The following is a 25,535-nucleotide window of genomic DNA, read 5'->3' on the forward strand; positions in this document are numbered from 1 at the left end:
GCTAGCCGGCCGCCCCCGCCACGCAGGAAACCGCGGGCGCGCCGTCCACGATCCGCCCGATCCGCACCGCGGGGATGCCCTCTGTCGCAAGGTGATCCAGCAGCGCGCCCGCCTCCTCCGGCGCGAGGGCTGCAAGCAGCCCGCCCGCCGTCTGCGGGTCGTGGAGGAGAGCGCCGCGCGGCCCTTGCGCCCCGGCGACCGGCGCGGCGGCGGCGTTGGCCTCGTGGAGGGTGGACCGATAGCCCGCCGCCGCCAGCCGTTCGGCGCCGCCGTAAAGCGGCACCGCCTCCGGGTCGATCTCCGCGGCGACGCCCGAGGCGCGGCAGATCGCCATCAGGTGCCCGGCGAGCCCGAAGCCGGTGACGTCGGTCATGGCGTGCGCGCGGGAAAGGCGCTCCGCGGCGGCCCCCTGCGGCCGGATCATTGCGTCGAGCAGCGCGGCGACCTCGGCGCCCTCGGCCGCCCCGGCCATCTCGGCGGCGAGGATCGTGCCCGAGCCGATGGGCTTCGTCAGGATCAGCGCATCGCCCGGCCGGGCGCCCGCCAGCGTGACGGGCGGGCCATTCAGGATCCCGGTGACCGTGAAACCGATCGTCGCCTCCGCGCCCATGGTCGAATGCCCGCCCGCGATCTCCGCGCCGGCCTCCGCGAAGGCGGCCGACGCCGCCTCCAGCACCTCGGCCAGCGTGCGGGACTGGAGCGCCTCGCTCATGCGCGGCAGGATTACCGTGGCGAGCGCGGCCTGCGGGCGCGCGCCCATCGCCCAGATGTCGCCCATCGCGTGCACCGCCGCGATGCGCGCCAGCATCCACGGATCCTCGGTGAAGGCGCGCAGGTGATCGGTGGTGAGAACCTGCCGCGTGCCGCCCACCTCCAGCACCGCCGCGTCGTCCCCCGGCGCGGATAGGATGTCCTCGCGGGCGCGCGCGGGCAGCCGGGCGAGCGCGCCCGACAGCGCGCCCGGGGCGAGCTTGGAGCCGCAGCCGGCGCAAAGCGGCGTCGTCTCGCGCGCCCCCGCCGCGACCGCGCGCGGAGCCTCGACCCGCATCTTCGGCAGGTCGCGGAATTTCTCCATGAAGCCCAGGTCGATCCGGTTCTTCCACCGCCAGAGCCAGCCGCCGGCAAGCGCAATGCCCGCCCTCTCGGCCAGGGCGCGCTGCCCGCCGAGCGAGATCAGCTTCAGGTAGTCGCGCTGCGGATGGAACGGGCGGAGCGACTGGCCGCGCGCCAGCGCGCGCAGGTTGTCGTGCAGAACCGGCGCGGCGCGCACGGCGTAGACGCCGGCCTTGGCGCGCGGCGCGTGCGACAGGTGCGCGCAGTCGCCCACCGCGAAGAGGTCGTCCCGCCCCTCGACCCGCAGGTCCGGGCGCACCCGGACGAAGCCATTCTCGAGCGGCAGGCCGGTCCCGGCAAGCCAGTCCTGCGCGCGCGCGCCGGCCGCGCCGGTCACGAAGGCAGCGGGCACCGTCTCGCCGCTTTCCAGCGTCACGCCCTCCGGGCCGACCGAGGCCGCGGGCGCGCCCAGCCGCACGGTCACGCCGTTGTCGGAAAGCGCCGCGCGCAGCGCCGCGCCGCCCCGCGGGCCGAGGCCGGTGAGGTTTTCGCCGGCCTCCAGCACCGTGACCTCGGGCGAAGAGCCCGCCGCGCGCAGCGCATGGGCCATGGCCATGGCAAGCTCCGCGCCTGCCACGCCCCCGCCGATGACGGCGACGCGGGGCGCGGCGCGGCCCGCCGCCACCTCGGCGAGGAAGGCGCGCCAGCGGGTGGCATAGGTGTCGAGCGGCTTGGCGGGCACCGCGTGCTCGGCAAAGCCCGGAAGGCCCGGCATTTCCGCCGTCACGCCGATGTCGAGCGAGGCGATGTCGTAGGCGATGCGCCGCGCGCCCACCTCGATCACCCGTGCGTCGGGGTCGAGCGCCGTGGCGCGGCCGAGCACCAGCCGCGCGCCGGCGAACCGGGCAAGGCGCACGAGGTCGATGTCGAGCGCCGCGCGGTCGTAGTGTCCCGCGACATGGCCGGGCAACATGCCGGAATAGGGCGCCGTGGGGCCGGGATTGAGCAGGGTGAGACGCGCACCGGGCAGCGGCCGCATCCCCCAGCGGCGCAGCACGAGGGCATGGGTGTGGCCGCCGCCCACGAGCACGATGTCGCGGGTGAGCGGGATCTGCGGCTCGATCATCGGAAATGCCTCTGGCTCATGGGCCGCGCTCTAGCGGCTCTGCCGCCGCGCGCCAAGCCCGCGTATCAGGACGGGCGGTTGTAGCGGATGAAGGGGGTCAGCACGCCGATCCGGTCGTAGAGCCGGCGCGCCGTGTGGTTGAAGTCCTGCGTGAGCCAGTAGACCGCGGGCGCGCCCGCCGCGTCGGCCTCTGCGTAGACCGCCTCGATCAGCGCACGGCCGAGGCCCCTGCCCCGCGCCCCGGAATCCACGTAGAGATCCTGAAGGTAGCAGACCGGCTCGATCCGCCACATGTGCGCGTGAAAGAGGTAATGGACGAGCCCGCATGGCCGGCCATCCATCTCGGCGATGCGGCCGTGGAAGGTTTCGGGCGCGTCCGAGAGCAGCCGCGCGAAGCTTTCGCGGTAGACCGCCTCGGGGACGGTCGTCTCGTAGAACTCCAGGTAGGACCGCCAGAGGCGGCGCCATTCGGGTTCGTCCGCGGGGCGGATCGGGCGGATCAGCGGTTTCGTCATGGCGTTTCGCGCATAGCATGGCGCGCCGCGCGCCGCCATCGCAAGGTTGAGAACAAAAGAAGAACATTATATGGTGTCGTCCATGACGCCCGCCTCCGCCCTGCTCTCCCGCGCGCCCGAGCGCCCGCGCCCCGAAGCGGCGCTTCTGCCCGGCATCGCGCTCACCCTCGGCCGCGTGCACGAAGCCTGCGGCCGGGCACGGCGCAGCTTCGCTGCCTGGCTCGCCGGGCGCTGCGAGGGGCCCGTGCTCTGGATCGCGCCGGGCTGGGCGGCGGAGGATCTGAACCCCGAGGGCCTGCTGCGCTTCGCCGCGCCCGAGCGGTTCCTCTTCGCCGCGCCCCGCCGCGCCGAGGACGTGCTCTGGTGCGCAGAGGAGGCGTTGCGCGCGGGCTGCGTGGGCCTCGTGGTGGCGGAGTTGCCCGCCCTGCCGGGCCTCACCCCCGTGCGCCGGCTCCAGCTCGCCGCCGAGGCCGGCGCGGCGGAGGCGGGGCCGATGCCCGCGGGGCTGCTGCTCACGCCCGGGGCGGGCGGCGCGCGCGGGGTGGAGACGCGCTGGCGGATGGAGCCCGACCACGCGCCGGGGCGCACCGCCTGGCGGCTGGAGCGCCTGCGCGCCCGGCAGGACCCGCCACGGGCCTGGCGGGTGGAGGACGGCGCGGCGGGCCTTTCCGCCCATCCCGCGCCCGTGGACGGCGCCCCGGCCTGAGCGGTCTTTGCGCCGGATCAATGCGCCGCCCCGCCGGCGCCGCCATCGTCCTGACGAACGCAAAACCGGGAGACGGACATGGACCTTCGATTCGACGGGCGCACCGCCATCGTCACCGGCGCCGGCCAGGGCATCGGCGCCGCCATCGCGCAAGAACTCGGCAAGGGCGGCGCCACCGTGGTGCTGGCCGATCTCGACGAGGACCAGGCGGGCGCGGTCGCCGAGGACATCCGCGCGGCGGGCGGCACGGCGCTTGCCACGGCGGTGGACGTCGCGCAGGCGGAACAGGTGGAGGCCATGATCGACTTCGCCGTGAAGGAGACTGGCGCGCTGCACCTTCTCGTCAACAACGCGGGCATCGGCGGCCCGCGCGCCCCGACCGCCGACTACACGCTCGAGGCCTGGCACGAGGTGATCGGCGTGAACCTGCACGGCGTCTTCTACGGGATGAAATACGCGATCCCGAAGATGCTCGAGGCGGGCGGCGGCGCCATCGTGAACATGTCCTCGATCCTGGGCAGCGTGGGTCTGGCCGAATCGCCGGCCTACGTCGCCACGAAACACGCGCTCGTGGGACTTACCCGCAACGCCGCGCTGGAATACTCGGCCAAGGGCGTGCGCGTGAACGCCGTCGGGCCCGGTTTCATCGACACGCCGCTTCTGCAGAACCTCGACGAGGAGATGCGCGCGGGCCTGACCGGCCTGCATCCCATCGGGCGCCTCGGCCAACCCGAGGAGGTCGCCGCGCTCACCGCCTTCCTGCTCTCCGACCGGGCGGGTTTCATCACCGGCAGCTACCACCTCGTGGACGGCGGCTACACCGCGCCCTGAGCCCGAGGGGCGAATAACGCCCTGCCCGCGTCGGGAACCGGCTTGCGGGCAGGGCCGGGGCTGTCAGGGTAGGACGCGTCATGCGCACGCTCCTGTCCTTCGCCGCCCTCTACCTGTCGGTCATCCTGCTGCAGCTTTCCTCGGGGGCGGTGGCGCCGCTCGACGCGCTGTCGGGCCTATCGCTCGACTTCACGACAGAGCAGATCGGCCTTCTGGGCTCGGCGCATTTCGCGGGTTTCTTCATCGGCTGCTGGTGGGCGCCGCGCCTCATGGGCAGCGTCGGCCATTCCCGCGCCTTCGCCGCCTTCACCGCCGCGGGCGCCATCGGCATCCTGCTGCACATGATGGTGATCGACGCGACCGCCTGGGCGCTGATGCGCGTGGCGCAGGGCATGTGCGTCGCGGGCTGCTACACGGTGATCGAGGCGTGGATCCAGGCCAAGGTCACCAACGCCACCCGCGGGCGCACCATGGGCGCCTACCGCGTGGCGGACATGGGCGCCTCGCTCGCCGCGCAGCTGATGATCGGCGTGCTGGAGCCGGCGTCCTACGTCTCCTACAACATCCTCGCGCTGATGTGCTGCGCGGCGCTTCTGCCGCTCACGCTGACCACCGCCAGCCCGCCCGAGACGCCCTCGACGCCCCGGCTGCGGCCGGGGCTCGCCGTCGCGATATCACCGCTCGCGGTGGCGGGCGTTCTGGTGGCCGCGGTCTCGAGCGCGGCGTTCCGGATGGTGGGGCCGGTCTACGGCCGCCAGGTCGGGCTCGAGACCGACCAGATCGCCTATTTCCTCGCGGCCTTCGTGGCCGGCGGCGCGCTCGCGCAGTATCCCGTGGGCTGGATGGCCGACAAGATCGACCGGCGCTGGGTGCTGATCTGGCTTTCCGTGGCGGCGATCGTCAGTTGCGGCGTCACCGGGATGACGCAGGGGACAGGCACCCTGGGCATCCTGCTCACGGCCGGCTTCTTCGGCCTCACGACGTTTCCGATCTACTCGGTCGCCGCCTCCCACGCGCACGACTTCGCCGCGAGCGACCAGCGCGTGGAGCTTTCGGCCGCGCTCATGTTCTGGTTCGCCGTGGGCGGCATCGCCGCGCCCTGGCTCTCCGCTGCGCTCATCGAGGGTTTCGGGCCCGGCGCGCTTTTCGCGATGATCGCCGCGGCGCACGCGATCCTCGTCGTCTTCGGCCTCGTGCGGATGCGCGCGCGCCCCGTGGCCCTGCACCGCACGCCCTATGTCTGGGCGCCGCGCACCTCCTTCACCGTGGGCCGGCTGATGGCGGCGATCCGCGAAGGCGCCGGCAACGGCCGGCGCGGCGGGGACGGGCCGGACGAGAGGCGCTAGCACCCTGACCGAGCTTGCGTTATGGGGGCGCGGCACAACGGCACTCGAAGGCGGCAGATGGCACGGCACCTGATTACCTCGGCGATCCCCTACATCAACGGCGTGAAGCACCTGGGCAACCTCGTCGGCTCCCAGCTGCCCGCCGATCTCTACGCGCGCTACCTGCGCGCGCGGGGCCACGAGGTGCTGTTTCTCTGCGCCACGGACGAGCACGGCACCCCCGCCGAGCTCGCCGCCGCGAAGGCCGGCAAGGCGGTTGCCGAATATTGCGCCGAGATGCACCGTGTCCAGGCCGACCTGGCCGCCGGTTTCCGCCTGTCCTTCGACCATTTCGGGCGCTCCTCGTCGGATCACAACCGGCGGCTGACGCAGCACCTCGCCGTGAAGCTCTTCGAGGCCGGGCTGATCGAGGAACGGGCCGAACGGCAGGTCTATTCCGTGGCCGACGGCCGCTTCCTGCCCGACCGCTACATCGAGGGGACCTGCCCCAACTGCGGCTACGAGAAGGCCCGGGGCGACCAGTGCGAGAACTGCACCAAGCAGCTCGACCCCACCGACCTGATCGAGCCCCGATCGGCGATCTCGGGAGCGACCGAGCTCGAGGTGCGCGAGACCAAGCACCTCTACCTGCTGCAATCGACGCTCCGCGACCGGCTGGCCCAGTGGATCGACGGCAAGCGCGACTGGCCGGTGCTGACCACCTCGATCGCGAAGAAGTGGCTCTTCGACGGCGACGGTCTGCAGGACCGCGGCATCACCCGCGACCTCGACTGGGGGATCCCCGCGCAGTTCGAGGGCGCGCCCTGGACGGGCATGGAGGGCAAGGTCTTCTACGTCTGGTTCGACGCGCCCATCGAATACATCGCCTGCGCGGCCGAATGGGCCGAGGCGACCGGCCGGGCGGATGCCGACTGGGAACGCTGGTGGCGGACCGACAAGGGCGCGCAGGACGTGCGCTACACCCAGTTCATGGGCAAGGACAACGTGCCCTTCCACACGCTGAGCTTTCCCGCCACGCTGATCGGCTCCGGCGAGCCGTGGAAGCTCGTCGATTACATCAAGAGCTTCAACTACCTGAACTACGACGGCGGCCAGTTCTCCACCAGCCAGGGCCGGGGCGTGTTCATGGACGACGCGCTCGACCTGCTGCCGGCGGATTACTGGCGCTGGTGGCTGCTGTCGCACGTTCCCGAGACCTCCGACGCCGAGTTCACCTGGGAAAACTTCCAGCTCTCGGTGAACAAGGACCTCGCGGACGTTCTGGGCAACTTTGTCTCCCGCGTGACGAAGTTCTGCCGCTCGAAGTTCGGCGAGGCGGTGCCCGAGGGCGGCGCATGGGGCCCGCAGGAGCAGACGCTGGTCGAGGAGCTGGCCGCACGGCTCGCCGCCGACGAGCGGCACATGGAAGCGATGGAGATCCGCAAGGCCGCGGCCGAGCTGCGCGCGATCTGGGTGGCGGGCAACGAATACCTCCAGGCCGCGGCGCCCTGGGCCGCCTTCAAGGAGGATCCGGCCCGCGCCGCCGTCATCGTGCGCCTCTCCCTCAACCTCGCGCGGCTTTACGCGGTGCTGTCGGAGCCCTTCATCCCCGACGCCGCCCGGAGCCTGCGCGACGCGCTCGGCGCCGAGGACGCGGACTGGCCGACGGATCTCCGCGCGGCGCTCGAGGCGCTGCCCGCGGGCCACGCGTTCCGCGTGCCGGAAAACCTCTTCGCCAAGATCGACGACGCCCAGCGCGAGGACTGGGCACAGCGTTTCGCGGGCACGCGCGGCTGAGGCGCGCGGCGGCCTCCGCTCTGGACCGCCCGCCCCATGCGCCCTATAACCCGCCGCGATGCAGCGCCCGGTTCCGCATAACCGTCGAATTACCGGCCCGGCGTCCTGACCCTTGGCGGTCGAGGGCGCCGGGACAAAGGCGCATGGGCGCGCCCGCGCCGCCCCGTTCCCGAACACATCCGAGATGAGGACGCTGCGATGTCCACCGAGACGCTCGACTACAAAGACACGCTGAACCTGCCCGAAACCGAATTCCCGATGCGCGCGGGGCTGCCCAAGCGCGAGCCCGGCTGGCTCGCCCGCTGGGAGGAGATCGGCATCTACGACCGGCTGCGTGACAAGGCCGAGGGCCGCGCGCCCTTCACGCTGCATGACGGCCCGCCCTACGCCAACGGGCACCTGCACATCGGCCACGCGCTCAACAAGATCCTGAAGGATTTCGTGGTCCGCTCACAGCAGATGATGGGGCGCGACGCGCGCTACATCCCCGGCTGGGACTGCCACGGCCTGCCCATCGAGTGGAAGATCGAGGAACGCTACCGCGCCAAGGGCCAGGACAAGGACCAGGTCGATGTCGTGGACTTCCGGCAGGAGTGCCGCCGCTTCGCCGAGGGCTGGATCGACGTGCAGAGGGACGAGTTCAAGCGCCTCGGCGTGACCGGCAACTGGGCGGCCCCCTACCTCACCATGGACTTCCACGCCGAGCGCGTGATCGCCGGGGAGTTCATGAAGTTCCTGATGTCGGGCGTGCTCTACCAGGGCTCGAAGCCGGTCATGTGGTCGCCGGTGGAGAAGACGGCGCTCGCAGAGGCGGAGATCGAGTATCACGACCACAAGAGCCACACGATCTGGGTGCCCTTCGCCGTGCGTGACGGTGGCGGTGATCGCAATTTGGCGAAGGTGGCGGGCGCACTCGTCACAGACCGAGCACTGGGTGAGGAGATTGAAGATGAGACACTCGCAAAAAGCCGCGCCGAGATAAAGAATGCCCGCGTCGTGATCTGGACCACCACGCCCTGGACGATCCCCTCGAACCGGGCGGTGGCCTACAACCCCGAGATCGCCTACGGCCTCTACCGCGTCGACGCCACGCAGGAAGAGTGCTGGGCGAGCGCGGGGGAAACCTACGTTCTCGCCGACGCGCTGGCCGAAGACACCCTCTCGCGCGCCCGCGTCACGGAGCACACGCGCCTGCGCGACGTGACCGCGGACGAACTGGGCGCACTCACCCTCGCCCATCCCTTCGCCGGTCTCGGCGGCGCGGACGGCTTCTGGGACTACGACCTGCCGATGATCGCCGAGAATTACGTGACCGACGATCAGGGCACGGGCTTCGTGCACACCGCGCCCTCCCACGGCGCGGACGACTACGACGCCTTCGCGCGGCGCGGCTGGCTCGACCGGATGACGCACAACGTGGGCGAGGCGAGCGAGTTCCTGCCCCATGTTCCCGTCTTCGCGGGGCTGCGCGTCTTCGACGAGAAGGGCAAGGAGGGCAAGGCCAACGCGGCGGTCATCGAGAAGCTGGTGGAGGCCGGCGGGCTGATCGCCCGTGGCCGGCAGGCCCATTCCTACCCGCATTCCTGGCGCTCCAAGGCGCCGGTGATCTTCCGCAACACGCCGCAGTGGTTCGCCGCCATCGACCGCCCCGTGGGCGACGGGCAGGACGATTACGGCGCCACGATCCGCGAACGGGCCCTCACCTCCATCGACCGGCTCGTGACCTGGACGCCGCCCTCGGGCCGGAACCGCCTCCACTCCATGATCGAGAACCGCCCCGACTGGGTGCTCTCGCGCCAGCGCGCCTGGGGCGTGCCGCTCACGGCCTTCACGAAAAAGGGCGCACTGCCCACCGACCCGGACTTCCTTTTGAAGGACGAGCGCGTCAACGCCCGCATCCTCTCGGCCTTCGAGGCCGAGGGCGCGGACGCGTGGTACAAGCCCGGCGCCAAGGAACGCTTCCTCGGCGACGACTATGACCCCGCCGAGTGGGAGAAGGTGGACGACATCCTCGACGTCTGGTTCGATTCCGGCTCGACCCACGCCTTCGTCCTGCGCGACCGGGCGGACGGCAGCGCGGACGGGCTGGCCGATCTCTACCTCGAGGGCACGGACCAGCACCGCGGCTGGTTCCATTCCTCCATGCTCCAGGCCTGCGGCACCATCGGCCGCGCCCCCTATCGCGGCGTTCTGACCCACGGGTTCACGCTCGACGAGAAGGGCAACAAGATGTCCAAGTCGCTCGGCAACACCGTGGCGCCAGAGGACGTGACGAAGCAGTATGGCGCCGACATCCTGCGGCTCTGGGTGGCGCAATCCGACTACACGGGCGACCTGCGCATCGGCCCCGAGATCCTGAAGGGCGTGGCCGACAGCTATCGCCGGCTGCGCAACACGATGCGCTTTCTGCTGGGCAACGTGGCGCATTTCACCGAGGCCGACCGGACCGACCCCGCCGACATGCCCGAGCTGGAGCGCTGGGTGCTTCACCGGCTGGCGGAGCTCGACGCCACCGTGCGCGAGGGCTATGCCGCCTACGACTTCCAGGGCGTCTTCCAGGCGGTCTTCAACTTCTGCACGGTGGAGCTCTCGGCCTTCTACTTCGACATCCGCAAGGACGCGCTCTATTGCGACGGGGACACGCCCCGCCGCCGCGCCGCGCGCACGGTGCTCGACCTGCTGTTCCACCGGCTGACCACCTGGCTCGCGCCGGTGCTCGTCTTCACGATGGAGGAGGTCTGGCTGGAGCGATTCCCGGGCGAGCGCTCCTCCGTCCACCTCGAGGACATGCCCGAGACGCCCGCGGCGTGGCGCGACGAGGCGCTCGCCGCGAAATGGGCGAAGGTGCGCCGCGCCCGCCGCGTGGTGACAGCGGCGCTGGAGGTCAAGCGCACCGAGAAGGCAATCGGTGCCAGCCTCGAGGCCGCGCCGGTGGTGCATGTCGAGGACGCGGAGATGCTGGCCGCGCTTCGCGAGGTCGCCTTCGACGACATCTGCATCACCTCGGATGTGCAACTCACCGCCGACGCGATGCCGCAGGAAGCGTTCCGGCTTCCGGACGCGCCGGGCATCGGCGTCGTGTGCGAGCGCGCCGAGGGAGAGAAGTGCGAACGCTGCTGGAAGATCCTGCCGGACGTGGGCAGCCACGCGCATCCGGGCGTCTGCGCGCGCTGTGACGCAGCCCTCGGCTAGGACGGCGGACGTTCGGAAATGCACGGTCTGCGGCACTCCCGAGCGTTCGGGGCACGGCGCCAGGCGTGTCGCGGATCTCCCGTCGCCTCGTTCATGCCCGGACCGGACCCTGCGATCCCTGTGAGGGGCGCCGGCGCGGCGCCGTGCGCGTGAGCGACGCCGAGATCGCCGCGGCGCTCATGCGCCTTGCACGGGCGCGCGGTCCGTGCAACAGCTTCTGCCCGTCCGAGGCTGCCCGCGCGCTCGGCCCGGACTGGCGGCCGCTCATGCCGGAGGTGCGGCGCGTCGCGGCGTCCTTGCCGCTGAAGGCCACGCAGAAGGGGCGTGCCGTGGATCCCACGACCGCCCGCGGCCCGATACGGTTCTCGCTGAAGGAGGAGGCGGCGGACTAGCGCCGGGGCATGCGGACGCGGAGCTCCTCGGTCAGGAGGGCAGGATCGGCACCCGTCTCTTCCGAAAGCCGCATCAGCCCGAACCGCACCACCGCGATCTCCTGGTAGTAGCGGGTATAGGCGTAGTTCGTGGCCGCGCCGGCCGCCGCGCCCAGCACCGGAACCGTCTGCGCCGCGAGCTTCTGGCCCAGAACCGTGGACAGGCGCGGGGCGATGCGCGCGATCATGCCCCGCACGGTGGCGCCGGTCAGCGTCACCCGCGCGGCGAGGAACCCGGTCTCCGACCCGTCGTCATGCGACAGCGGCCCCGCGGCCGAGAACACCTCCAGCGCCTCGCGCCGCACATTCTCGGCGGCCGGGTCGAAGCCCTGCCGATGCGCCTCGGCGAGGATCGCGCGAAAGAGCACCGTGGTGGTGAAGGGAAGCTCCGCGAGCGCGGTGGGCAACCCGCCGAAGCCGCCCGCGGCCCCCATCGCCGTCGTGATCGAGGTGTTCATCCACGGGGACTGGTCCGGCATCGCGCGGCGCGATCGCTGCGCGGCCGCGAGCGCGGCGGCGAGCGTGTGGACGGTGGCGCCCTCGAGCTCCTCCTTCACGCGGTCGGGCAGGCGTTCGAGCAGGTTCTCGGCCTGCGCGCCCAGAAGGTTCAGAAGGCGCAGCGCGGGCCCGTCGGCACGGGCGTAGCGCTGCGCGAGCGCATCGAGGCGCGCACCCGTCTCGACGGGAACGATGGTCGTGTCGGTCATGGCTCGGCTTCCGGTCATGGCCTGCAAGAGATCGGGTCGGAGCGCCGGTCTTTCAAGCGTCCCGGCCCACGCGCCCCCTGACGCCGTCCCAGGCCCCGGAGACGAGCGCGACCCCGAGCACCCGCTCGGGATTGGTGGGCGGCGGCATCTCCACGCCGTCGAGCCGGGCGAAGCCGAAGCGTCCGTAATAGGGCACGTCGCCCACGAGGATCACCCGTTCCCAGCCCGCCGCGCGCGCCGCGGCCAGGCTGTCGGCGATCAGCGCGCCGCCGATCCCCTCGCCCTGGTGGGTGGGATGCACCGCCACCGGGCCCAGAAGCAGCGCGGGCCGCCCGCCCACCCGCACCGGCCAGTACCGGATCGCGCCGCCGATCGTGCCGTCCTCGTCGCGCGCCACGCGGCAGAGCTCGGCCACCGGCGCCACGCCCTCGCGCAGCCGGTAGGAGGAAAGCCCCTCGCGCCCCGGACCGAAGGCGAGGTCGTAGAGCGCCTCGACCTCCCACCAGTCCCCGGGCTTCTCGCACTCGAGCCGATACACCCCTGCCCCCGCGCACAGAATTCACGGTGGCGCTGCGCGTAGCACGCGGGTAGCACCGGGGCAAACAGGAGGATCCCGCCATGTTCTACCGCCCCGAGGAGGGCCACGGCCTGCCCCACAACCCGTTCGGCGCGATCGTCTCGCCCCGCCCCATCGGCTGGATCTCGAGCCGCGACGCGGCGGGCCGTGACAACCTTGCGCCCTACTCGTTCTTCAACGCGGTGGCCTATGTGCCGCCGCAGGTGATGTTCGCCTCCACCTCCGCCAAGGCCGACCAGGGCGACACCAAGGACAGCGTGGCCAACATCCGCGAGACCGGCGTCTTCTGCGTGAACATCGTCTCGGACGCGCTGCGCGACGCGATGAACGCCAGCTCGAAGGCGCTGCCCCGCGACGAGGACGAATTCGCCCATGCCGGGCTCGAGCGGGAGGAATGCCGCACCATCGCCTGCGCCCGCGTGGCCGCCGCGCCCGCCGCGCTCGAATGCCGCTTGACGCAAATCGTCCAGCTGGAAGGAAAGGCGAACTTCGTCGTCTTCGGCGAGGTGACAGGCATTCACCTGCGCGACGCGTGCCTCGTCGACGGGATCTTCGACGTCACGACCTACCGGCCGCTCGCACGGCTGGGATACCGCGACTACGCACGCGTCGAGGAGGTCTTCGCGCTGGCGCGCCCCGACGACTGAGGCCTCACTCCGCGCGGCCGGCGCGCGCTTCCAGCGCCTCGATGCGCGCGCGCAGCGCCTCGTTCTCCTCGCGCGCCTTCTGTGCCATGGCGCGCACCGCGTCGAATTCCTCGCGGGTGACGAAATCGCGCTCGGCGAGCCAGCGATCCACCATCGAGTTCATCGCGGTCTGCGCCTCTTCCCGCGCGCCCTGAGCGACGCCCATGGCGTTCGTCATGAGCTGCGAGATGTCGTCCAGCACCTTGTTGCGGCTCTGCATGGGTCTCTCCCCCGTTACACTTCCCTCCTATATGGAGCGCACACGCCGCCGGCTCAAGCTTGACCGGCCCTCGAAAAACCGGGCAGAGAGACGATGATGCAGGCCTCGATCCGTTTTCCGGACATTTCCCCGGAGCTTTTCTCCGTCACGCTCTTCGGCATGGAGTTCGCGCTGCGCTGGTACGCGCTCGCCTACATCGCCGGGATCGTGATCGGCTGGCGCCTCGCCGTGATGGCCGTGAACCGCCCGCGCCTCTGGCCCGGCGGCACGGCGCCGATGCGCGCGGAACAGGTGGACGACCTGCTGACCTGGGTGATCCTCGGCGTGATCGTCGGCGGGCGGCTCGGCTTCGTTCTGTTCTACCGGCCTGACTACTATCTTCAAAACCCTTGGGAAATCCCGATGCTGTGGCAGGGCGGCATGGCCTTTCACGGCGGGTTCCTCGGCGTCGCCGTGGCCGGCCTGATCTGGTGCCGCCGCAACGGCGTGCCGATCGCGAGCGTCGCCGACATGATGGCGCTCGCCACGCCGCCCGGCCTTCTCCTGGGGCGCATCGCCAACTTCATCAACGCCGAGCTCTGGGGCCGGCCGACCGAGCTGCCCTGGGGCGTGGCCTTTCCGGGCGCCGTCGCGCAGTCCTGCGGCCAGCCGCTGGGCGAGCTGTGCCACCGCCACCCCTCCCAGCTTTACGAGGCCGCGCTCGAAGGGCTCGTGCTGCTGGCCCTGCTCGTCTGGATGGTCTGGCGGCGCGGCGCGCTGCGGATGCCCTGGCTCGTCACCGGAACCTTTCTCGCCGGCTACGGCATCGGTCGCGGCCTCGTCGAGTTCGTGCGCCAGCCCGACCCGCAATTCATCTCGGAGGGCAACCCGAGCGGGCTCGCGCTGCATCTGTCGGGCTACGGCCTCACCATGGGCCAGCTTCTATCGCTGCCGATGATCGCGGTGGGGCTGGCGCTGGTAGCCTGGGCGCTCAGGCGGGGACGGGCGGCCCCCACATGAGCGCGCTCGAGGCCCGGCTGCTCGCACGGATCGCCGCCGACGGGCCGATCTCGGTCGCCGCCTACATGGCGGAGTGCCTGCTCGACCCCGAACACGGCTATTACGCCACCCGCGACCCGTTGGGCCGGGCGGGCGACTTCACCACCGCCCCCGAGATCAGCCAGATGTTCGGCGAACTCCTGGGCCTCGCCCTGGGCCAGACCTGGCTGGAGCAGGGGCGCCCCGCGCCCTTCACCCTGGCCGAGCTGGGGCCCGGCCGCGGCACGCTGATGGCCGACGCGCTCCGGGCGCTGCGCGCGGTGCCCGGATGTCTCGACGCGGCGCGGGGGCACCTCGTCGAAGCCTCCCCGGCGCTGCGCGCGCGCCAGCGCGACGCGCTGGAAGGCCACGCCGTCAGCTGGCACGACACCGTCGACGCCCTGCCCGACGCGCCGCTTTTCCTAGTGGCGAACGAGTTCTTCGATGCCCTGCCAATCCGGCAATTCCAGCGCGAGGGCGATCTCTGGCGCGAAAGGCGCGTCGGCGCGCGGGACGAAGGGCTGGCGATGGGCCTCGCGGGGCCTGCGCCCCAGCCTGCGCTCGCCGGCCGCCTGGCCGATACCGCGGACGGCGACCTCGTCGAGATCCGCCCTGCCGCCCCCGCGATCGCGGCCGCGATCGGCCGGCGGATCCAGACCTTCGGGGGCGCAGCGCTCATCCTCGACTACGGCGGCTGGGGCGGGAGCGGCGACACCCTTCAGGCCGTGCGCGGACACAGCTACGCCGATCCGCTGCAGGCGCCGGGAGAGGCCGACCTCACCGCCCATGTGGATTTCGCGGAACTGGCGCGGGCGACGCCCTCGGCCCGGTCGCGGCTGACGCCGCAGGGCGTTTTTCTCGAACGTCTGGGCATCACGGCGCGCGCGCAGACGCTCGCCCGCGGACTGTCGGGCGCGGCGCTCGAGAGCCATGTCACCGCCCATCGCCGGTTGACGCACCCCGACGAAATGGGAACGCTGTTCCAATGCCTCGCCTTCCATCCGGAGGAGACGCCGCCGCCCCCGGGAGTGGACCCATGACGCTGGAGATCATCACCGCCCGGTCGCTGTCCGCCTGCCGCCACGGGTTCTTCACGCGGCGGGGCGGCGCCTCCTCCGGCGTGTTCGAGGGGCTGAACTGCGGGCCCGGCTCCTCCGACCAGTCGCAGGCGGTCCAGGTGAACCGGATCCGCGCGGCCGATGCGCTGGAGGTCGACGCGGACCGGCTATTGACGGCGCACCAGGTCCATTCCGCCGAGGTGACCCATGTCACAGGGCCGTTCCTGCAGAAGCCGCGCATCGACGGGCTGGTCACCGCGACGCCGGGACTCGCGCTCGGCGTGCTGACCGCCGACTGCATGCCGGTTCTGATGGCGGACGCCGAGGCCCGCGTGATCGGCGCCGCCCATGCCGGCTGGCGCGGCGCCCGGGCGGGCGTTCTGGAGGCGACCATCGACGCGATGGAGGCGCTCGGCGCGCAGCGCAGGCGCATCGCGGCGGCGATCGGCCCCGCGATCAGCCAGGCGGCCTACGAGGTCGGGCCGGAATTCCTCGAAAGCTTTCTCGACGACGATCCGGCGAACGCGCGCTTCTTCGCCGGCGGCACGAACGGGCGGTCCCATTTCGACCTCGTGGGATACGGGCTCATGCGGCTTCGCGAGGCGGGTGTCGGGCAGGCGGACTGGACGCGCCACTGCACCTACAGCGACCCCGCACGGTTCTATTCCTACCGCCGCAGCACCCATGCGGCAGCGGCGGATTACGGCCGGCTGTTGTCAGCGATCCGTCTCTAATCGCGCCGCAATCTCGCCGCAATTCACGGAAACAATGCTCAGCGCTGCCCGTCGTTGTCGCAGTGAAGCCCTTGATTATTGTTTACATGCAGTCTCTTGGGCGACAGCGCCCGGTTCCGGCCACCTCTGCCGCGAGTATGGCGGACACGTCCGGTTGTTTCCCGCTTGTGGCCGCGGAAGCGCCGGATTGCGGGTCCAGCCTTGGCGTTGCGCGTCGTGATCGACGGTGCGCCCCGGCCAGCAACGGACGAAGGAGACCCCATGACCGATCGCATCCGCTTTCTCCGCTCGGCGATCCGCATCGCGCGGGCGGAGTCCATCGCGCCGCCGTGGCAGCGTGGCGCGCGCCGCGCCGCCTTCATCGCGCGGCGCCAGCCTCTTCGGGCGCGCGCCTGATCGCGGCGGCCGATTCGCCAAGGGCCCCGAGCCGCGGGGCCCGCCGCGCCGGTCGGTCGACGCCGGCCGAACAATGACCCGACCGCGCGCCGCATTGGCTCTGGCGACGCGCCATTCGGTCCGGTCGCGTTGACAAATGACCCGCGCGGCCCGCACTTTCGTGAACGTAATATTAAACCTTGGATCAGTCCTTCTGTCGTCGCCGGTGGGGGCCGGCGCGGATGTGACCAACCTTTCGGGTGATCGCATGAAAAGCCCCCTGGGCCGCGCGGACCGCGCGGCCGCGACGACCACAAAGCTGCCGGCCCTGCACGGCCGCCTTGCCGAGACGCACGGGCGAGACCAGCCTGCGCCTTCCCGGACGCGCCGGATCCAGGTCGCCTGCCGTCTTCCCGACGGCAGCGTGCGCGAGACGCAGCATGCCGTGCCCGACACGCCCCTTTTCCTGGACGCGGCCGGCGCCTTCGCGCGCGGCACGCTGATCCGGACCGAGGCGGGGCCGGGCGCGGTGGAGGACCTGATCCCCGGCGACCGGCTGCCATGCGCCGGCGGGGGCACGGAAACGCTCGTCTGGATCGGGTCCACCCTGCTCGCCCCCGGCGCGGGCGCGCTCAGCCGCGTGACCGCCGACGCGTTCGGCCTGGGGCGGCCGTCACCCGACGTGCTCGCGGGCCCCGGGGCGCGGCTGCTGCACACGCAACCCCGCCTCGGCGCGGCGCCCGGCGGCGCCCTGCGGGTGCTCAGCCGGGTGAACGAGTTCGTCGACGGGGCCAGCGTGATCGAGATCGCGCCGCCCAGCCCCGTACGGCTCTATCACATCGCGCTCGCCCGCCATGCGGTCATCTATGCCGGCGGGCTGGAGGTGGAGAGTTTTCACCCCGGCACGCAGGCGCAGCAGGGGCTGGGGCCGAACATGCAGGCGCTTTTCCTGTCGCTCTTCGGCCATGTCGAGACGTTCGACGATTTCGGACCGCTGGCCTGCCCGCGCCTGTCGCGCGAGACGATGGAGCACCTGAAGGAAGCCTGAGCCTGCCGCTCAGGCGCTGCGGCCCAGCCGCTCCTCCAGCACGTCGAAGGGCACACCGGGGTCGTCCTTCGACACGCGGATCACCAGCGAGGTGCGCACGCTCGCCACGTTGGGGGCCGCCGTCAGCTCCCCGGTGAGGAAGCTCTGGAAGGTGGAAAGATCGGGTGCCACGCATTTCAGGATGAAATCCACCTCGCCGTTCAGCATGTGGCACTGCCGCACGAGGGGCCAGGCCCGGCACTGGTCCTCGAAGGCGACGAGATCGGCCTCGGCCTGGCTTTGCAGCCCGACCATCGCGAAGACCTGCACCTCGAATCCCAGTTCGCGCGCATCGACCCGGGCATGGTAGCCACGGATATAGCCCTGCTCTTCCAGCGTGCGGACCCGGCGCAGGCAGGGCGGCGCCGAGATGCCCACGCGGCGCGCGAGTTCCACGTTCGTCATCCGGCCGTCGGCCTGCAATTCGGCGAGAATCTTCCTGTCGATCGGGTCGAGCCGCGTCCCGGGCATCGCTGCCTCCCTCGTATTCGCGGTTGTTATAACAGCCCGCCGTTCGTGCGCAATATTGTTTCAATCAGGCGCAAGATTGTTAAAACGGCCCGGCCGGTCCTGACGGTATGTGCCGGGCCGTTGGCCGCACCGCGCGGGGGTTTCCGACCCGGCGCCGCGGCGATATACCCGGGGAAACACCGCGGTCATATTGCGCGAGGATCCCCGAATGTCCAAAACACGCCACGTCAAGGTTCTGATCATCGGATCCGGCCCCGCCGGATACACCGCCGCCGTCTATGCCGCGCGGGCCATGCTGGAACCCGTGCTGATCCAGGGGATCGAGCCCGGCGGGCAGCTCACCACCACGACCGAGGTCGAGAACTGGCCGGGCGACACCGAGGTGCAGGGCCCGGATCTGATGGTGCGGATGGAAGCCCACGCCAGGGAAATGGGCTGCGAGATCGTGTCGGACATCGTCGCGGACCTCGACCTGTCCACGCGCCCCTTCACCGCGGCTTGCGACAGCGGCGCGATCTGGACCTGCGATGCGGTGATCCTCGCCACGGGCGCGCGCGCGAAATGGCTTGGCCTGCCGTCCGAGGACAAGTTCAAGGGTTTCGGCGTCTCCGCCTGCGCGACCTGCGACGGCTTCTTCTACCGCGGGCAGGAGATCGTCGTGGTCGGCGGGGGCAACACGGCCGTGGAGGAGGCGCTCTTTCTGACCAATTTCGCCTCCAAGGTCACGCTGATCCACCGCCGCGACGAGTTGAGGGCGGAGAAGATCCTGCAGGACCGGTTGTTCCGGAACCCCAAGATCGAGACGCTGTGGTTCCACACGCTGGACGAGGTCGTGGGCAGCGAGGATCCGCTCGGCGTCGAGGGCGTGCGGGTGAAACACGTCCAGACCGGAGAGATCACCGAGATCCCGTGCAAGGGCGTCTTCATCGCCATCGGCCACGCGCCCTCCAACGAACTCGTCAAGGACGTGCTGGAAACCCACCATGGCGGCTACGTCAAGGTCGAGCCCGGCTCCACCCGGACATCGATTCCCGGCGTCTTCGCCGCGGGCGACATCACCGACCATGTCTACCGCCAGGCGGTAACGAGCGCGGGCATGGGCTGCATGGCCGCGCTCGACGCCGAGAAGTATATCGCCACGCTCGACGCGGAGGAGCGGATCCTCGAACAGGCCGGCTGACCCTCTTCCTCGGCAAAATGGCATCTTTCCGCCGCTTCCGCACGGCCGCTGCGTTCCCTCGGGTTGCGCCCGGCGGGGGGAACGGTCTAGCGACGGCGCGAGCCCGCGCGCCGGGCGCCCGTTTCCATTCGCCACCTTCAGCCATTTCGTGAGACAGCCATGATGAGTCCCAACCTCGCCCCGATCCCAGAACTCTTCGTCTCCCACGAGTCGGCCCAGAAGCTGAAGATCGAGGCGAGCGAACTGCCGAGCTGGGACCTCACCCCGCGGCAGGTCTGCGACCTGGAGCTGCTGATGAACGGCGGCTTCTCGCCGCTCAAGGGGTTCCTGTCGCAGGCGGATTACGACAGCGTGGTGGAGCGGATGCGGCTGGCCGACGGAACGCTCTGGCCGATGCCGATCACGCTCGACGTCTCGTCCGGCTTCGCCGAGGGCGTCGAGCCCGGGCAGGACATCGCGCTCCGCGACCAGGAGGGCGTGATCCTCGCCACCATGACCGTCACCGACAAGTGGACGCCCGACAAGGCCCGCGAGGCGGCACGCGTGTTCGGCGCCGACGACATCGCGCATCCGGCCGTCAACTACCTGCACAACAGCGCCGGCACGGTCTACCTTGGCGGGCCCGTGACCGGCATCCAGCCGCCGGTGCACTACGACTTCAAGGCGCGCCGCGACACGCCGAACGAACTGCGCGCGCTCTTCCGCAAGCTGGGCTGGCGCCGCGTCGTCGCCTTCCAGACGCGCAACCCGCTGCACCGCGCGCACCAGGAACTGACCTTCCGCGCCGCGCGCGAGGCGCAGGCGAACCTGCTCATCCACCCGGTCGTCGGCATGACGAAACCCGGCGACGTGGATCATTTCACGCGCGTGCGCTGCTACGAGGCCGTGCTCGACAAGTACCCGGCCGCCACCACCACGATGAGCCTTCTGAACCTCGCCATGCGCATGGCGGGCCCGCGCGAGGCGGTCTGGCACGGGATCATCCGGCGCAACCATGGCTGCACCCACATGATCGTCGGCCGCGATCACGCGGGGCCGGGCAAGAACAGCGCCGGAGACGACTTCTACGGCCCCTACGACGCGCAGGACCTCTTCCGCGAGCACCAGGCCGAGATCGGTCTCGAAATGGTCGACTTCAAGCAGATGGTCTACGTGCAGGACCGCGCGCAGTACGAGGCCGCCGACGAGATCGAGGAGGGCGCGACGGTCCTCAACATCTCGGGCACGGAATTGCGCCGGCGTCTGCGGGAGGGGCTGGAGATCCCCGACTGGTTCTCCTTCCCCGAGGTGGTCGGCGAACTGCGCCGCCGCTACCCGCCGCGCAGCCAGCAGGGTTTCACCGTGTTCTTCACCGGCCTCTCGGGCTCGGGCAAGTCCACCATCGCCAACGCGCTGATGATCAAGCTGATGGAGATGGGCGACCGGCCCGTCACGCTTCTCGACGGTGACGTGGTGCGCAAGAACCTGTCGTCCGAGCTCGGCTTCTCGAAGGAGCACCGCGACCTAAACATCCGCCGGATCGGCTTCGTCGCCTCCGAGATCACCAAGAACGGCGGCATCGCGATCTGCGCGCCCATCGCGCCCTACGCCGCCACCCGGCGCGCCGTGCGCGAGGAGATCGAGCAGTACGGTGCCTTCGTCGAGGTGCATGTCGCCACCAGCCTCGAGGAATGCGAACGGCGCGACCGCAAGGGTCTCTACAGGCTGGCCCGCGAGGGCAAGATCAAGGAGTTCACCGGCATCTCGGACCCCTATGACGAGCCCGAAGCGCCCGAGCTGCGCGTGAACACCGAAGGCGTCGAAGTGGACAACTGCGCCCACCAGGTGCTGCTCAAGCTCGAATCCATGGGTCTGATCGCGGGCTGACCGGGGCGCATGCTCGCCGTCTCGCTCACCTCGATCCCGCCGCGCCTGCCGCGGATCGGGCCGACCCTCGCCTCGATCCAGGGACAATTTCCGCGGCCCAACCGGGTGTTGCTGTGCCTGCCGCGACGCTACCGGCGCTTTCCGGGGCCGGTGGCCCTGCCCCCGCTGCCCGACGGGGTCGAGGTCGTCTGGTCGGACGAGGATTTCGGCCCCGCCACCAAGGCGCTCGCGGCGGCGCGGGCCCTCGAAGGGCAAGGCGCGCGGCTCGTCTACTGCGACGACGACTGGATCTACGGGCCGGGGTGGCTTGCCGCGCTCGCCGAGGGGCCGGAAGAGGCCGTGCTGGCCGGCGCGGGGTTCTCCGTGACCGCGCTGCGCCGGCGTGCGGATCGCCCCGCCGCGGGCGAAACCGACATCGCGCAGGGCTTCGCCGGCGTGGCGATCCGGCCGGAAATGCTGCACGGGGACGCCTTCGACATTCCCGACGCTGCCTGGCCGGTCGACGACATATGGCTTTCGGGCCATTACGCCCGCGCGGGTCTCGCCGTTCGGTCGCGCCCCGCCGCGCGGGCCGCCTGCGCGCCGCGCGACCTGCCCGGCCCGGAGTTGCAAGACAGCCACGTCAACGGATTGAGCCGCGCGCAGGCGAATGACGCCTGCGCGCGGCTCATCCATCGCCGTTACGGGATCTGGCCGCCCCGCTGACGCGGGCGGCGCCGTGTCAGTGCACCGTCACCGGGGCGAGGTCGTTCTGCCGGGCCAGCACGAAGGCCATGTCGCGGTCCTGCACCAGCGCGAGGCGCTCACCTTCCATGTTGCACACGGCGTAGAGCGTCTCGAGCCCCTCGGCCTGCTCGCGCAGCTCCTCCGGCAGCTCGGCCACCTTGACCGAGCGCACATAGACGATCGGCCGTTCGCCGGCCTCTGCGAAATCGAACTTGGTATTCATCTGCTTCCCCCTGTCTTGATCTCGATGGTCTGCACCACGGTTTCCGGCCGGGCGCGCGCCAGGTCCACGTGCAAAAGCCCGTTTTCCATCACCGCTTCGCCCACCTCGACACCGTCCGCGAGAACGAAACTTCGCGTGAACTGGCGGGTGGCGATCCCGCGATGCAGGAAGACCCGCGGCTCCGCGTCTTCCTCCTGGCGCCCGCGGATCACGAGCTGGTTGTCCTCCACCGTGATCGAAAGCTGATCCGGTGTGAACCCGGCAACCGCGAGCGTGATCCGGTAGGAGTGCTCGGAGGTCTGCTCGATGTTGTAGGGGGGATAACCGTCATTGCCGGTCTTCGCCGTGCGCTCCAGCAGGCGCTCCAGCTGCTCGAACCCCAGCATGTGGGGATAGGTCCCCAAACTCATCTTCGTCATCGACACGTCCTTCACGAAAGCGACAGTCATGTGGAACGGCCCCGTGGCGGCGACCGTCTGAGGGAAATATGGGGGTGCCACCCACGGGCGGCAAGACCTTTGCGGCATCGCCCCGGGTTTGGTATGTTGCTTCCCTGTCAAGAAGAACGAGGTGCCCGATGAACGCGCCCAGTGACCTGTCCATGCAGACCGAGGAGGTTCTGCGCGTCGAGCTCGAGGTTCTCCGCCGCGAGCACCGCGACCTCGACGACGCGATCTCCGCGCTGTCCGAGAAGGGGACCGGTGACCAGCTCACCCTGCAGCGGCTCAAGCGCAAGAAGCTCCAGCTCAAGGACCGGATCTCCTACATCGCGGACAGACTGCTCCCAGACATCATTGCGTAGGCCGCGCCCGAAGTTATAGTGCCGCTTCCCGAAGCCGAGGAGGCGGCGCATGGCCGAGACGCAGGTGGGTATCATCATGGGCAGCCAGTCCGACTGGCCGACCATGCGCGAGGCGGCGGACATCCTCGACGCGCTCGGCGTCGGCCACGAGACGCGCATCGTCTCCGCCCACCGTACGCCCGACCGGCTCTGGGCCTACGGGCGCGAGGCCGCGGGGCGCGGGCTGAAGGTGATCGTGGCCGGCGCGGGCGGCGCGGCGCATCTGCCGGGCATGATGGCCTCCAAGACGGAGCTTCCGGTGATCGGCGTGCCGGTGCAGACCCGAGCGCTTTCGGGCGTGGACAGCCTCTATTCCATCGTGCAGATGCCCCGCGGCTATCCGGTGGCCACGATGGCGATCGGCGCGGCGGGCGCGGCCAATGCCGGGCTTCTCGCCGCACAGATCCTGGCCCTTTCCGACCCGGCGCTGGCCGAACGCGTGGCGCGCTGGCGCGCCGATCTGACCGCCTCCATCGCCGAGGAGCCGCAGGATGACTGAGCCGCTCGCCCCCGGATCCGTGATCGGCATCCTTGGCGGCGGGCAGCTTGGCCGGATGCTCTCGGTGGCCGCCGCGCGGCTCGGCTATCGTTGCCACATCTACGATCCCGCGCCCGCCCCGCCCGCGGGCGACGTCGCCCATGCCGTGACCACGGCCGCGTGGGAGGATACGGGCGCCCTTTCCGCCTTTGCCGAGACGGTGGATGCCATCACGCTGGAGTTCGAGAACGTGCCCGCCGCGGCGCTCGACGTGCTGGACCCGCTTCGCCCGGTGCGGCCCGACCGGCGCGCGCTGAGGGTCAGCCAGGACCGGCTGGTGGAAAAGGCGTTCCTGTCGGATCTCGGCCTCGCCACGGCGCCCTTCGCGGCGGTGGATGACGCCGAGGACCTCGCCGAGGCGATGGCGGAGATCGGGCTGCCCGCGATCCTCAAGACGCGGCGCCTGGGCTACGACGGCAAGGGCCAGGCCCGGATCGACCGGCCCGAGGACGCGGAGGCGGCGCTCGCCGCGATGCGGGGCGCGCCGGCGATCCTCGAAGGCTTCGTCACGTTCTCGCACGAGGTCTCGGTGATCGCCGCGCGTGGGCTTTCGGGCGAGGTCGTGGCCTATGATCCCGGCGAGAACGTCCACCGCGAAGGCATCCTGCGCACCACGCGCGTCCCCGCGCGGCTGAGCGCCGCCCAGCGCGCCGACGCCGCGCTTCTGGCGGGCAGGATCCTGAACAAGCTCCGCTACGTGGGCGTGATGGGCGTGGAACTTTTCGTCACGCCCGACGGGCTCCTCGTGAACGAGATCGCGCCCCGGGTGCACAACTCCGGCCACTGGACGCAGGCGGGCTGTGCGGTGGACCAGTTCGAACAACACATCCGCGCCGTGGCCGGCTGGCCCCTGGGCGACGGCTCGCGCCATTCCGACGTGGACATGGAGAACCTGATCGGCGTCGATGTGGCCCGCGTGCCCGAGATCGCGCAGGACCCGGCGGCGAGCCTCAACCTCTACGGCAAGGCCGAGGCGCGGCCCGGGCGCAAGATGGGCCATGTCAACCGCGTCACCGGCCCGGCGCAGGGGCGCTGACGGGCGCGGCTCAGTCGAGGAAACGCGCCGCCACGGGGCCGCCCATGAAGGTCAGCGCGCCGCCGGCGAAGGTTGCGGCCACGCGGCCCGTCTCGCGCTCCAGCACGACGAGGTCGGCGCGCAGGCCAAGTGCGATGCGGCCCCGGTCTGCAAGCCCCAGAAGCCCTGCCGGCCCTTCGGAGACGAGGCGCCAGGCCGCCGCGAGCCCCATGGGTTCGGCGAGCGCCCAGGCCGCCGCCCGCAGGGACGGGAAGTGGTAATCGGAGGCGAGCGCCGTCACGAGACCTTCGTCCACCAGCGCCCCGGCGGGCACGTTGCCGTTGTGGGAGCCGCCCCGCATCACGTTGGGCGCGCCCATCACCACCCGGTCGCCCGCCTCGATGGCGGCGAGGGCCGCTTCCCGCGTTTCCGGGAACTCGGCGATCCGCACGCCGATCCCGCGCCAGAAGGCCCGGTCGGCGGCCGTGCGGTCGTCGTGGCTGCCCAGCCGCACGCCGCGTGCCGAAAGCCTTTGCGCAAGGCCGGCAAGCGCCTGGGGCCCCTCCGCCTGCCGGGCGTGCAGCGCCTCCATGATGGCGAGATGCGCCTCGGGCGAGCGGCCCGACTTCAAGGCCTGGCCCGTCAGGCGCGACGGCCTGCGCCCCTGGGAAAGCCGATCGTGGGGCAAGTGATCGTTGAAGACGACGTAGCCTGCCCCGTGTCGCGCCACGAGCGCCTCGAAGGCGGGATAGTCGTCCAGCATGTGCGTCTCGAAGCGAAGCTGGATGCGCAGATCCGTCCCGCCGCCGCGTCGCGCCGACCAGCCCTCGAGCACGCGGGCGGCGAAGTCCGGGCCGCGCAGCCCGCCCTCCCAGCTGTAGAACTGCGCCAGCACGGCCGTGGTGATCCCGTTGGCGGCAAGCTCCGCCTCCGCGGCGGCGAGCCCCGCACCCAGGTCGCGCATCGCGCCGCGGCGCGGCGCGAGGTGCCGCTCGAACCCGTCGCCGTGGGCGTCCACGATGCCCGGAAGGACGAGATAGCCCGAGAGATCCACCTGCCGCCCCGGCCCCGGCGGCGCGATCCGCCCGCCCGCGATGCCGACGGGTCCGGGCCCCGCGCCGTCCGGCCACAGCACCTCCGCCCCGTGAAGCGTGAGCGCGAGACTCATGGCCGGGCCCCGGGCTGGCGTGAAGGGGTGTGCGATAACGGCATGTCGCTTGAGATATGCGCCCGCCCGC

27 protein-coding genes are annotated in these 25,535 nt (G+C 71.1%); 18 read left to right on the forward strand and 9 right to left on the reverse strand.

What is annotated here, in order from left to right:
* Window position 1: 1 nt before the first annotated feature.
* Entirely contained in the window at window positions 2-2,179 is a 2,178-nt protein-coding gene (gene selD / locus AB6A65_RS05855; RefSeq protein ID WP_371037425.1) for a selenide, water dikinase SelD, read from the reverse strand.
* Window positions 2,180-2,244: 65 nt separating this feature from the next.
* Window positions 2,245-2,694 (reverse strand): N-acetyltransferase family protein, encoded by a 450-nt coding sequence (locus AB6A65_RS05860; protein ID WP_371037426.1) that lies wholly within the window; start codon window positions 2,692-2,694, stop codon window positions 2,245-2,247.
* Window positions 2,695-2,776: 82 nt separating this feature from the next.
* Between AB6A65_RS05860 and AB6A65_RS05865 the strand changes: the two genes are divergently transcribed.
* From AB6A65_RS05865 to AB6A65_RS05890, 6 genes are all read left to right on the forward strand, one after another.
* On the forward strand, window positions 2,777-3,400 hold the full coding sequence (locus AB6A65_RS05865; RefSeq protein ID WP_371037427.1) for an ImuA family protein: 624 nt from the start codon (window positions 2,777-2,779) through the stop codon (window positions 3,398-3,400).
* Between the two features lie 78 nt (window positions 3,401-3,478).
* A complete protein-coding gene (locus AB6A65_RS05870; protein ID WP_371037428.1) occupies window positions 3,479-4,231 on the forward strand; it encodes an SDR family NAD(P)-dependent oxidoreductase in 753 nt (250 codons plus the stop codon).
* Between the two features lie 80 nt (window positions 4,232-4,311).
* Window positions 4,312-5,577, forward strand: coding sequence for an MFS transporter (locus tag AB6A65_RS05875; RefSeq protein ID WP_371037429.1), 1,266 nt, complete (start codon window positions 4,312-4,314; stop codon window positions 5,575-5,577).
* A gap of 57 nt (window positions 5,578-5,634) precedes the next feature.
* Window positions 5,635-7,353 carry a methionine--tRNA ligase gene (gene metG, locus AB6A65_RS05880; RefSeq protein WP_371037430.1) on the forward strand — a complete coding sequence of 573 codons (1,719 nt, stop codon included), beginning with the start codon at window positions 5,635-5,637 and terminating at the stop codon, window positions 7,351-7,353.
* A gap of 198 nt (window positions 7,354-7,551) precedes the next feature.
* A complete protein-coding gene (ileS, locus tag AB6A65_RS05885; RefSeq protein WP_371037431.1) occupies window positions 7,552-10,545 on the forward strand; it encodes an isoleucine--tRNA ligase in 2,994 nt (997 codons plus the stop codon).
* Between the two features lie 143 nt (window positions 10,546-10,688).
* The gene (locus AB6A65_RS05890; RefSeq protein ID WP_371037432.1) at window positions 10,689-10,937 is read left to right on the forward strand and encodes a DUF3253 domain-containing protein; all 249 of its coding nucleotides are present in this window, start codon (window positions 10,689-10,691) and stop codon (window positions 10,935-10,937) included.
* Here the strand turns inward: AB6A65_RS05890 and AB6A65_RS05895 are convergent.
* Together AB6A65_RS05895 and AB6A65_RS05900 are read right to left on the reverse strand one after the other, a co-directional pair.
* Complete coding sequence (locus AB6A65_RS05895) at window positions 10,934-11,683, reverse strand: EcsC family protein (RefSeq protein WP_371037433.1); 750 nt, start codon at window positions 11,681-11,683, stop codon at window positions 10,934-10,936. The two genes, AB6A65_RS05890 and AB6A65_RS05895, sit on opposite strands and share 4 nt — an antisense overlap.
* A 52-nt stretch (window positions 11,684-11,735) precedes the next feature.
* A complete protein-coding gene (locus AB6A65_RS05900; protein WP_371037434.1) occupies window positions 11,736-12,221 on the reverse strand; it encodes a GNAT family N-acetyltransferase in 486 nt (161 codons plus the stop codon).
* An 80-nt stretch (window positions 12,222-12,301) separates the two neighbouring features.
* Between AB6A65_RS05900 and AB6A65_RS05905 the strand changes: the two genes are divergently transcribed.
* Window positions 12,302-12,907 carry a flavin reductase family protein gene (locus AB6A65_RS05905; RefSeq protein ID WP_371037435.1) on the forward strand — a complete coding sequence of 202 codons (606 nt, stop codon included), beginning with the start codon at window positions 12,302-12,304 and terminating at the stop codon, window positions 12,905-12,907.
* Between the two features lie 4 nt (window positions 12,908-12,911).
* Here the strand turns inward: AB6A65_RS05905 and AB6A65_RS05910 are convergent, their stop codons facing one another.
* Entirely contained in the window at window positions 12,912-13,166 is a 255-nt protein-coding gene (locus AB6A65_RS05910) for an accessory factor UbiK family protein (RefSeq protein WP_371037436.1), read from the reverse strand.
* 96 nt (window positions 13,167-13,262) lie between these two features.
* On the opposite strand from AB6A65_RS05910, the gene lgt reads away from it, so the two are divergent.
* The 5 genes from lgt (at window position 13,263) to AB6A65_RS05935 (ending at window position 17,398) form a co-directional block, all read left to right on the forward strand.
* Complete coding sequence (gene lgt / locus AB6A65_RS05915) at window positions 13,263-14,165, forward strand: prolipoprotein diacylglyceryl transferase (RefSeq protein WP_371037437.1); 903 nt, start codon at window positions 13,263-13,265, stop codon at window positions 14,163-14,165.
* Window positions 14,162-15,223, forward strand: coding sequence for a class I SAM-dependent methyltransferase (locus tag AB6A65_RS05920; protein WP_371037438.1), 1,062 nt, complete (start codon window positions 14,162-14,164; stop codon window positions 15,221-15,223). Before lgt ends, AB6A65_RS05920 begins: the two co-directional genes overlap by 4 nt.
* The gene (pgeF, locus tag AB6A65_RS05925) at window positions 15,220-15,975 is read left to right on the forward strand and encodes a peptidoglycan editing factor PgeF (RefSeq protein ID WP_371037439.1); all 756 of its coding nucleotides are present in this window, start codon (window positions 15,220-15,222) and stop codon (window positions 15,973-15,975) included. The genes AB6A65_RS05920 and pgeF overlap by 4 nt, the downstream gene beginning before the upstream one ends.
* 261 nt (window positions 15,976-16,236) lie before the next feature.
* The gene (locus AB6A65_RS05930) at window positions 16,237-16,371 is read left to right on the forward strand and encodes a hypothetical protein (protein WP_371037440.1); all 135 of its coding nucleotides are present in this window, start codon (window positions 16,237-16,239) and stop codon (window positions 16,369-16,371) included.
* A 247-nt stretch (window positions 16,372-16,618) separates the two neighbouring features.
* Window positions 16,619-17,398, forward strand: coding sequence for a Hint domain-containing protein (locus AB6A65_RS05935; protein WP_371037441.1), 780 nt, complete (start codon window positions 16,619-16,621; stop codon window positions 17,396-17,398).
* Between the two features lie 9 nt (window positions 17,399-17,407).
* Here the strand turns inward: AB6A65_RS05935 and AB6A65_RS05940 are convergent, their stop codons facing one another.
* Window positions 17,408-17,908 (reverse strand): Lrp/AsnC family transcriptional regulator, encoded by a 501-nt coding sequence (locus AB6A65_RS05940; RefSeq protein WP_371037442.1) that lies wholly within the window; start codon window positions 17,906-17,908, stop codon window positions 17,408-17,410.
* Between the two features lie 208 nt (window positions 17,909-18,116).
* Here AB6A65_RS05940 and trxB point away from each other — a divergent pair, with 208 nt between their 5' ends.
* The 3 genes from trxB (at window position 18,117) to AB6A65_RS05955 (ending at window position 21,659) form a co-directional block, all read left to right on the forward strand.
* Window positions 18,117-19,088, forward strand: a complete 972-nt coding sequence (trxB, locus tag AB6A65_RS05945) for a thioredoxin-disulfide reductase (protein WP_371037443.1) — start codon at window positions 18,117-18,119, stop codon at window positions 19,086-19,088.
* A gap of 159 nt (window positions 19,089-19,247) precedes the next feature.
* Complete coding sequence (locus AB6A65_RS05950; RefSeq protein WP_371037444.1) at window positions 19,248-20,954, forward strand: bifunctional sulfate adenylyltransferase/adenylylsulfate kinase; 1,707 nt, start codon at window positions 19,248-19,250, stop codon at window positions 20,952-20,954.
* Window positions 20,955-20,963: 9 nt separating this feature from the next.
* Window positions 20,964-21,659, forward strand: a complete 696-nt coding sequence (locus AB6A65_RS05955) for a hypothetical protein (protein ID WP_371037445.1) — start codon at window positions 20,964-20,966, stop codon at window positions 21,657-21,659.
* Window positions 21,660-21,675: 16 nt separating this feature from the next.
* On the opposite strand, the gene AB6A65_RS05960 is transcribed toward AB6A65_RS05955, so the two are convergent.
* Both AB6A65_RS05960 and AB6A65_RS05965 read right to left on the reverse strand, forming a co-directional pair.
* On the reverse strand, window positions 21,676-21,903 hold the full coding sequence (locus AB6A65_RS05960; RefSeq protein ID WP_371037446.1) for a DUF1150 family protein: 228 nt from the start codon (window positions 21,901-21,903) through the stop codon (window positions 21,676-21,678).
* Window positions 21,900-22,322: an Hsp20 family protein gene (locus tag AB6A65_RS05965; protein WP_371037647.1), complete on the reverse strand. Its 423-nt coding sequence runs from the start codon at window positions 22,320-22,322 to the stop codon at window positions 21,900-21,902. The genes AB6A65_RS05960 and AB6A65_RS05965 overlap by 4 nt, the downstream gene beginning before the upstream one ends.
* A gap of 158 nt (window positions 22,323-22,480) precedes the next feature.
* On the opposite strand from AB6A65_RS05965, the gene AB6A65_RS05970 reads away from it, so the two are divergent.
* From AB6A65_RS05970 to AB6A65_RS05980, 3 genes are read left to right on the forward strand one after another with little or no spacing between them, the layout of a single operon-like run.
* The gene (locus tag AB6A65_RS05970; protein ID WP_371037447.1) at window positions 22,481-22,705 is read left to right on the forward strand and encodes a YdcH family protein; all 225 of its coding nucleotides are present in this window, start codon (window positions 22,481-22,483) and stop codon (window positions 22,703-22,705) included.
* 49 nt (window positions 22,706-22,754) lie between these two features.
* Window positions 22,755-23,243 (forward strand): 5-(carboxyamino)imidazole ribonucleotide mutase, encoded by a 489-nt coding sequence (gene purE, locus AB6A65_RS05975; protein WP_371037448.1) that lies wholly within the window; start codon window positions 22,755-22,757, stop codon window positions 23,241-23,243.
* Entirely contained in the window at window positions 23,236-24,318 is a 1,083-nt protein-coding gene (locus AB6A65_RS05980; RefSeq protein WP_371037449.1) for a 5-(carboxyamino)imidazole ribonucleotide synthase, read from the forward strand. The genes purE and AB6A65_RS05980 overlap by 8 nt, the downstream gene beginning before the upstream one ends.
* 10 nt (window positions 24,319-24,328) lie before the next feature.
* Here AB6A65_RS05980 and AB6A65_RS05985 read toward each other — a convergent pair whose 3' ends face one another.
* A complete protein-coding gene (locus AB6A65_RS05985; protein ID WP_371037450.1) occupies window positions 24,329-25,465 on the reverse strand; it encodes an alpha-D-ribose 1-methylphosphonate 5-triphosphate diphosphatase in 1,137 nt (378 codons plus the stop codon).
* Window positions 25,466-25,535: the final 70 nt, after the last annotated feature.

Source organism: Rhodosalinus sp. FB01 (assembly GCF_041365715.1).
Classification (GTDB): Bacteria; Pseudomonadota; Alphaproteobacteria; order Rhodobacterales; family Rhodobacteraceae; genus Rhodosalinus.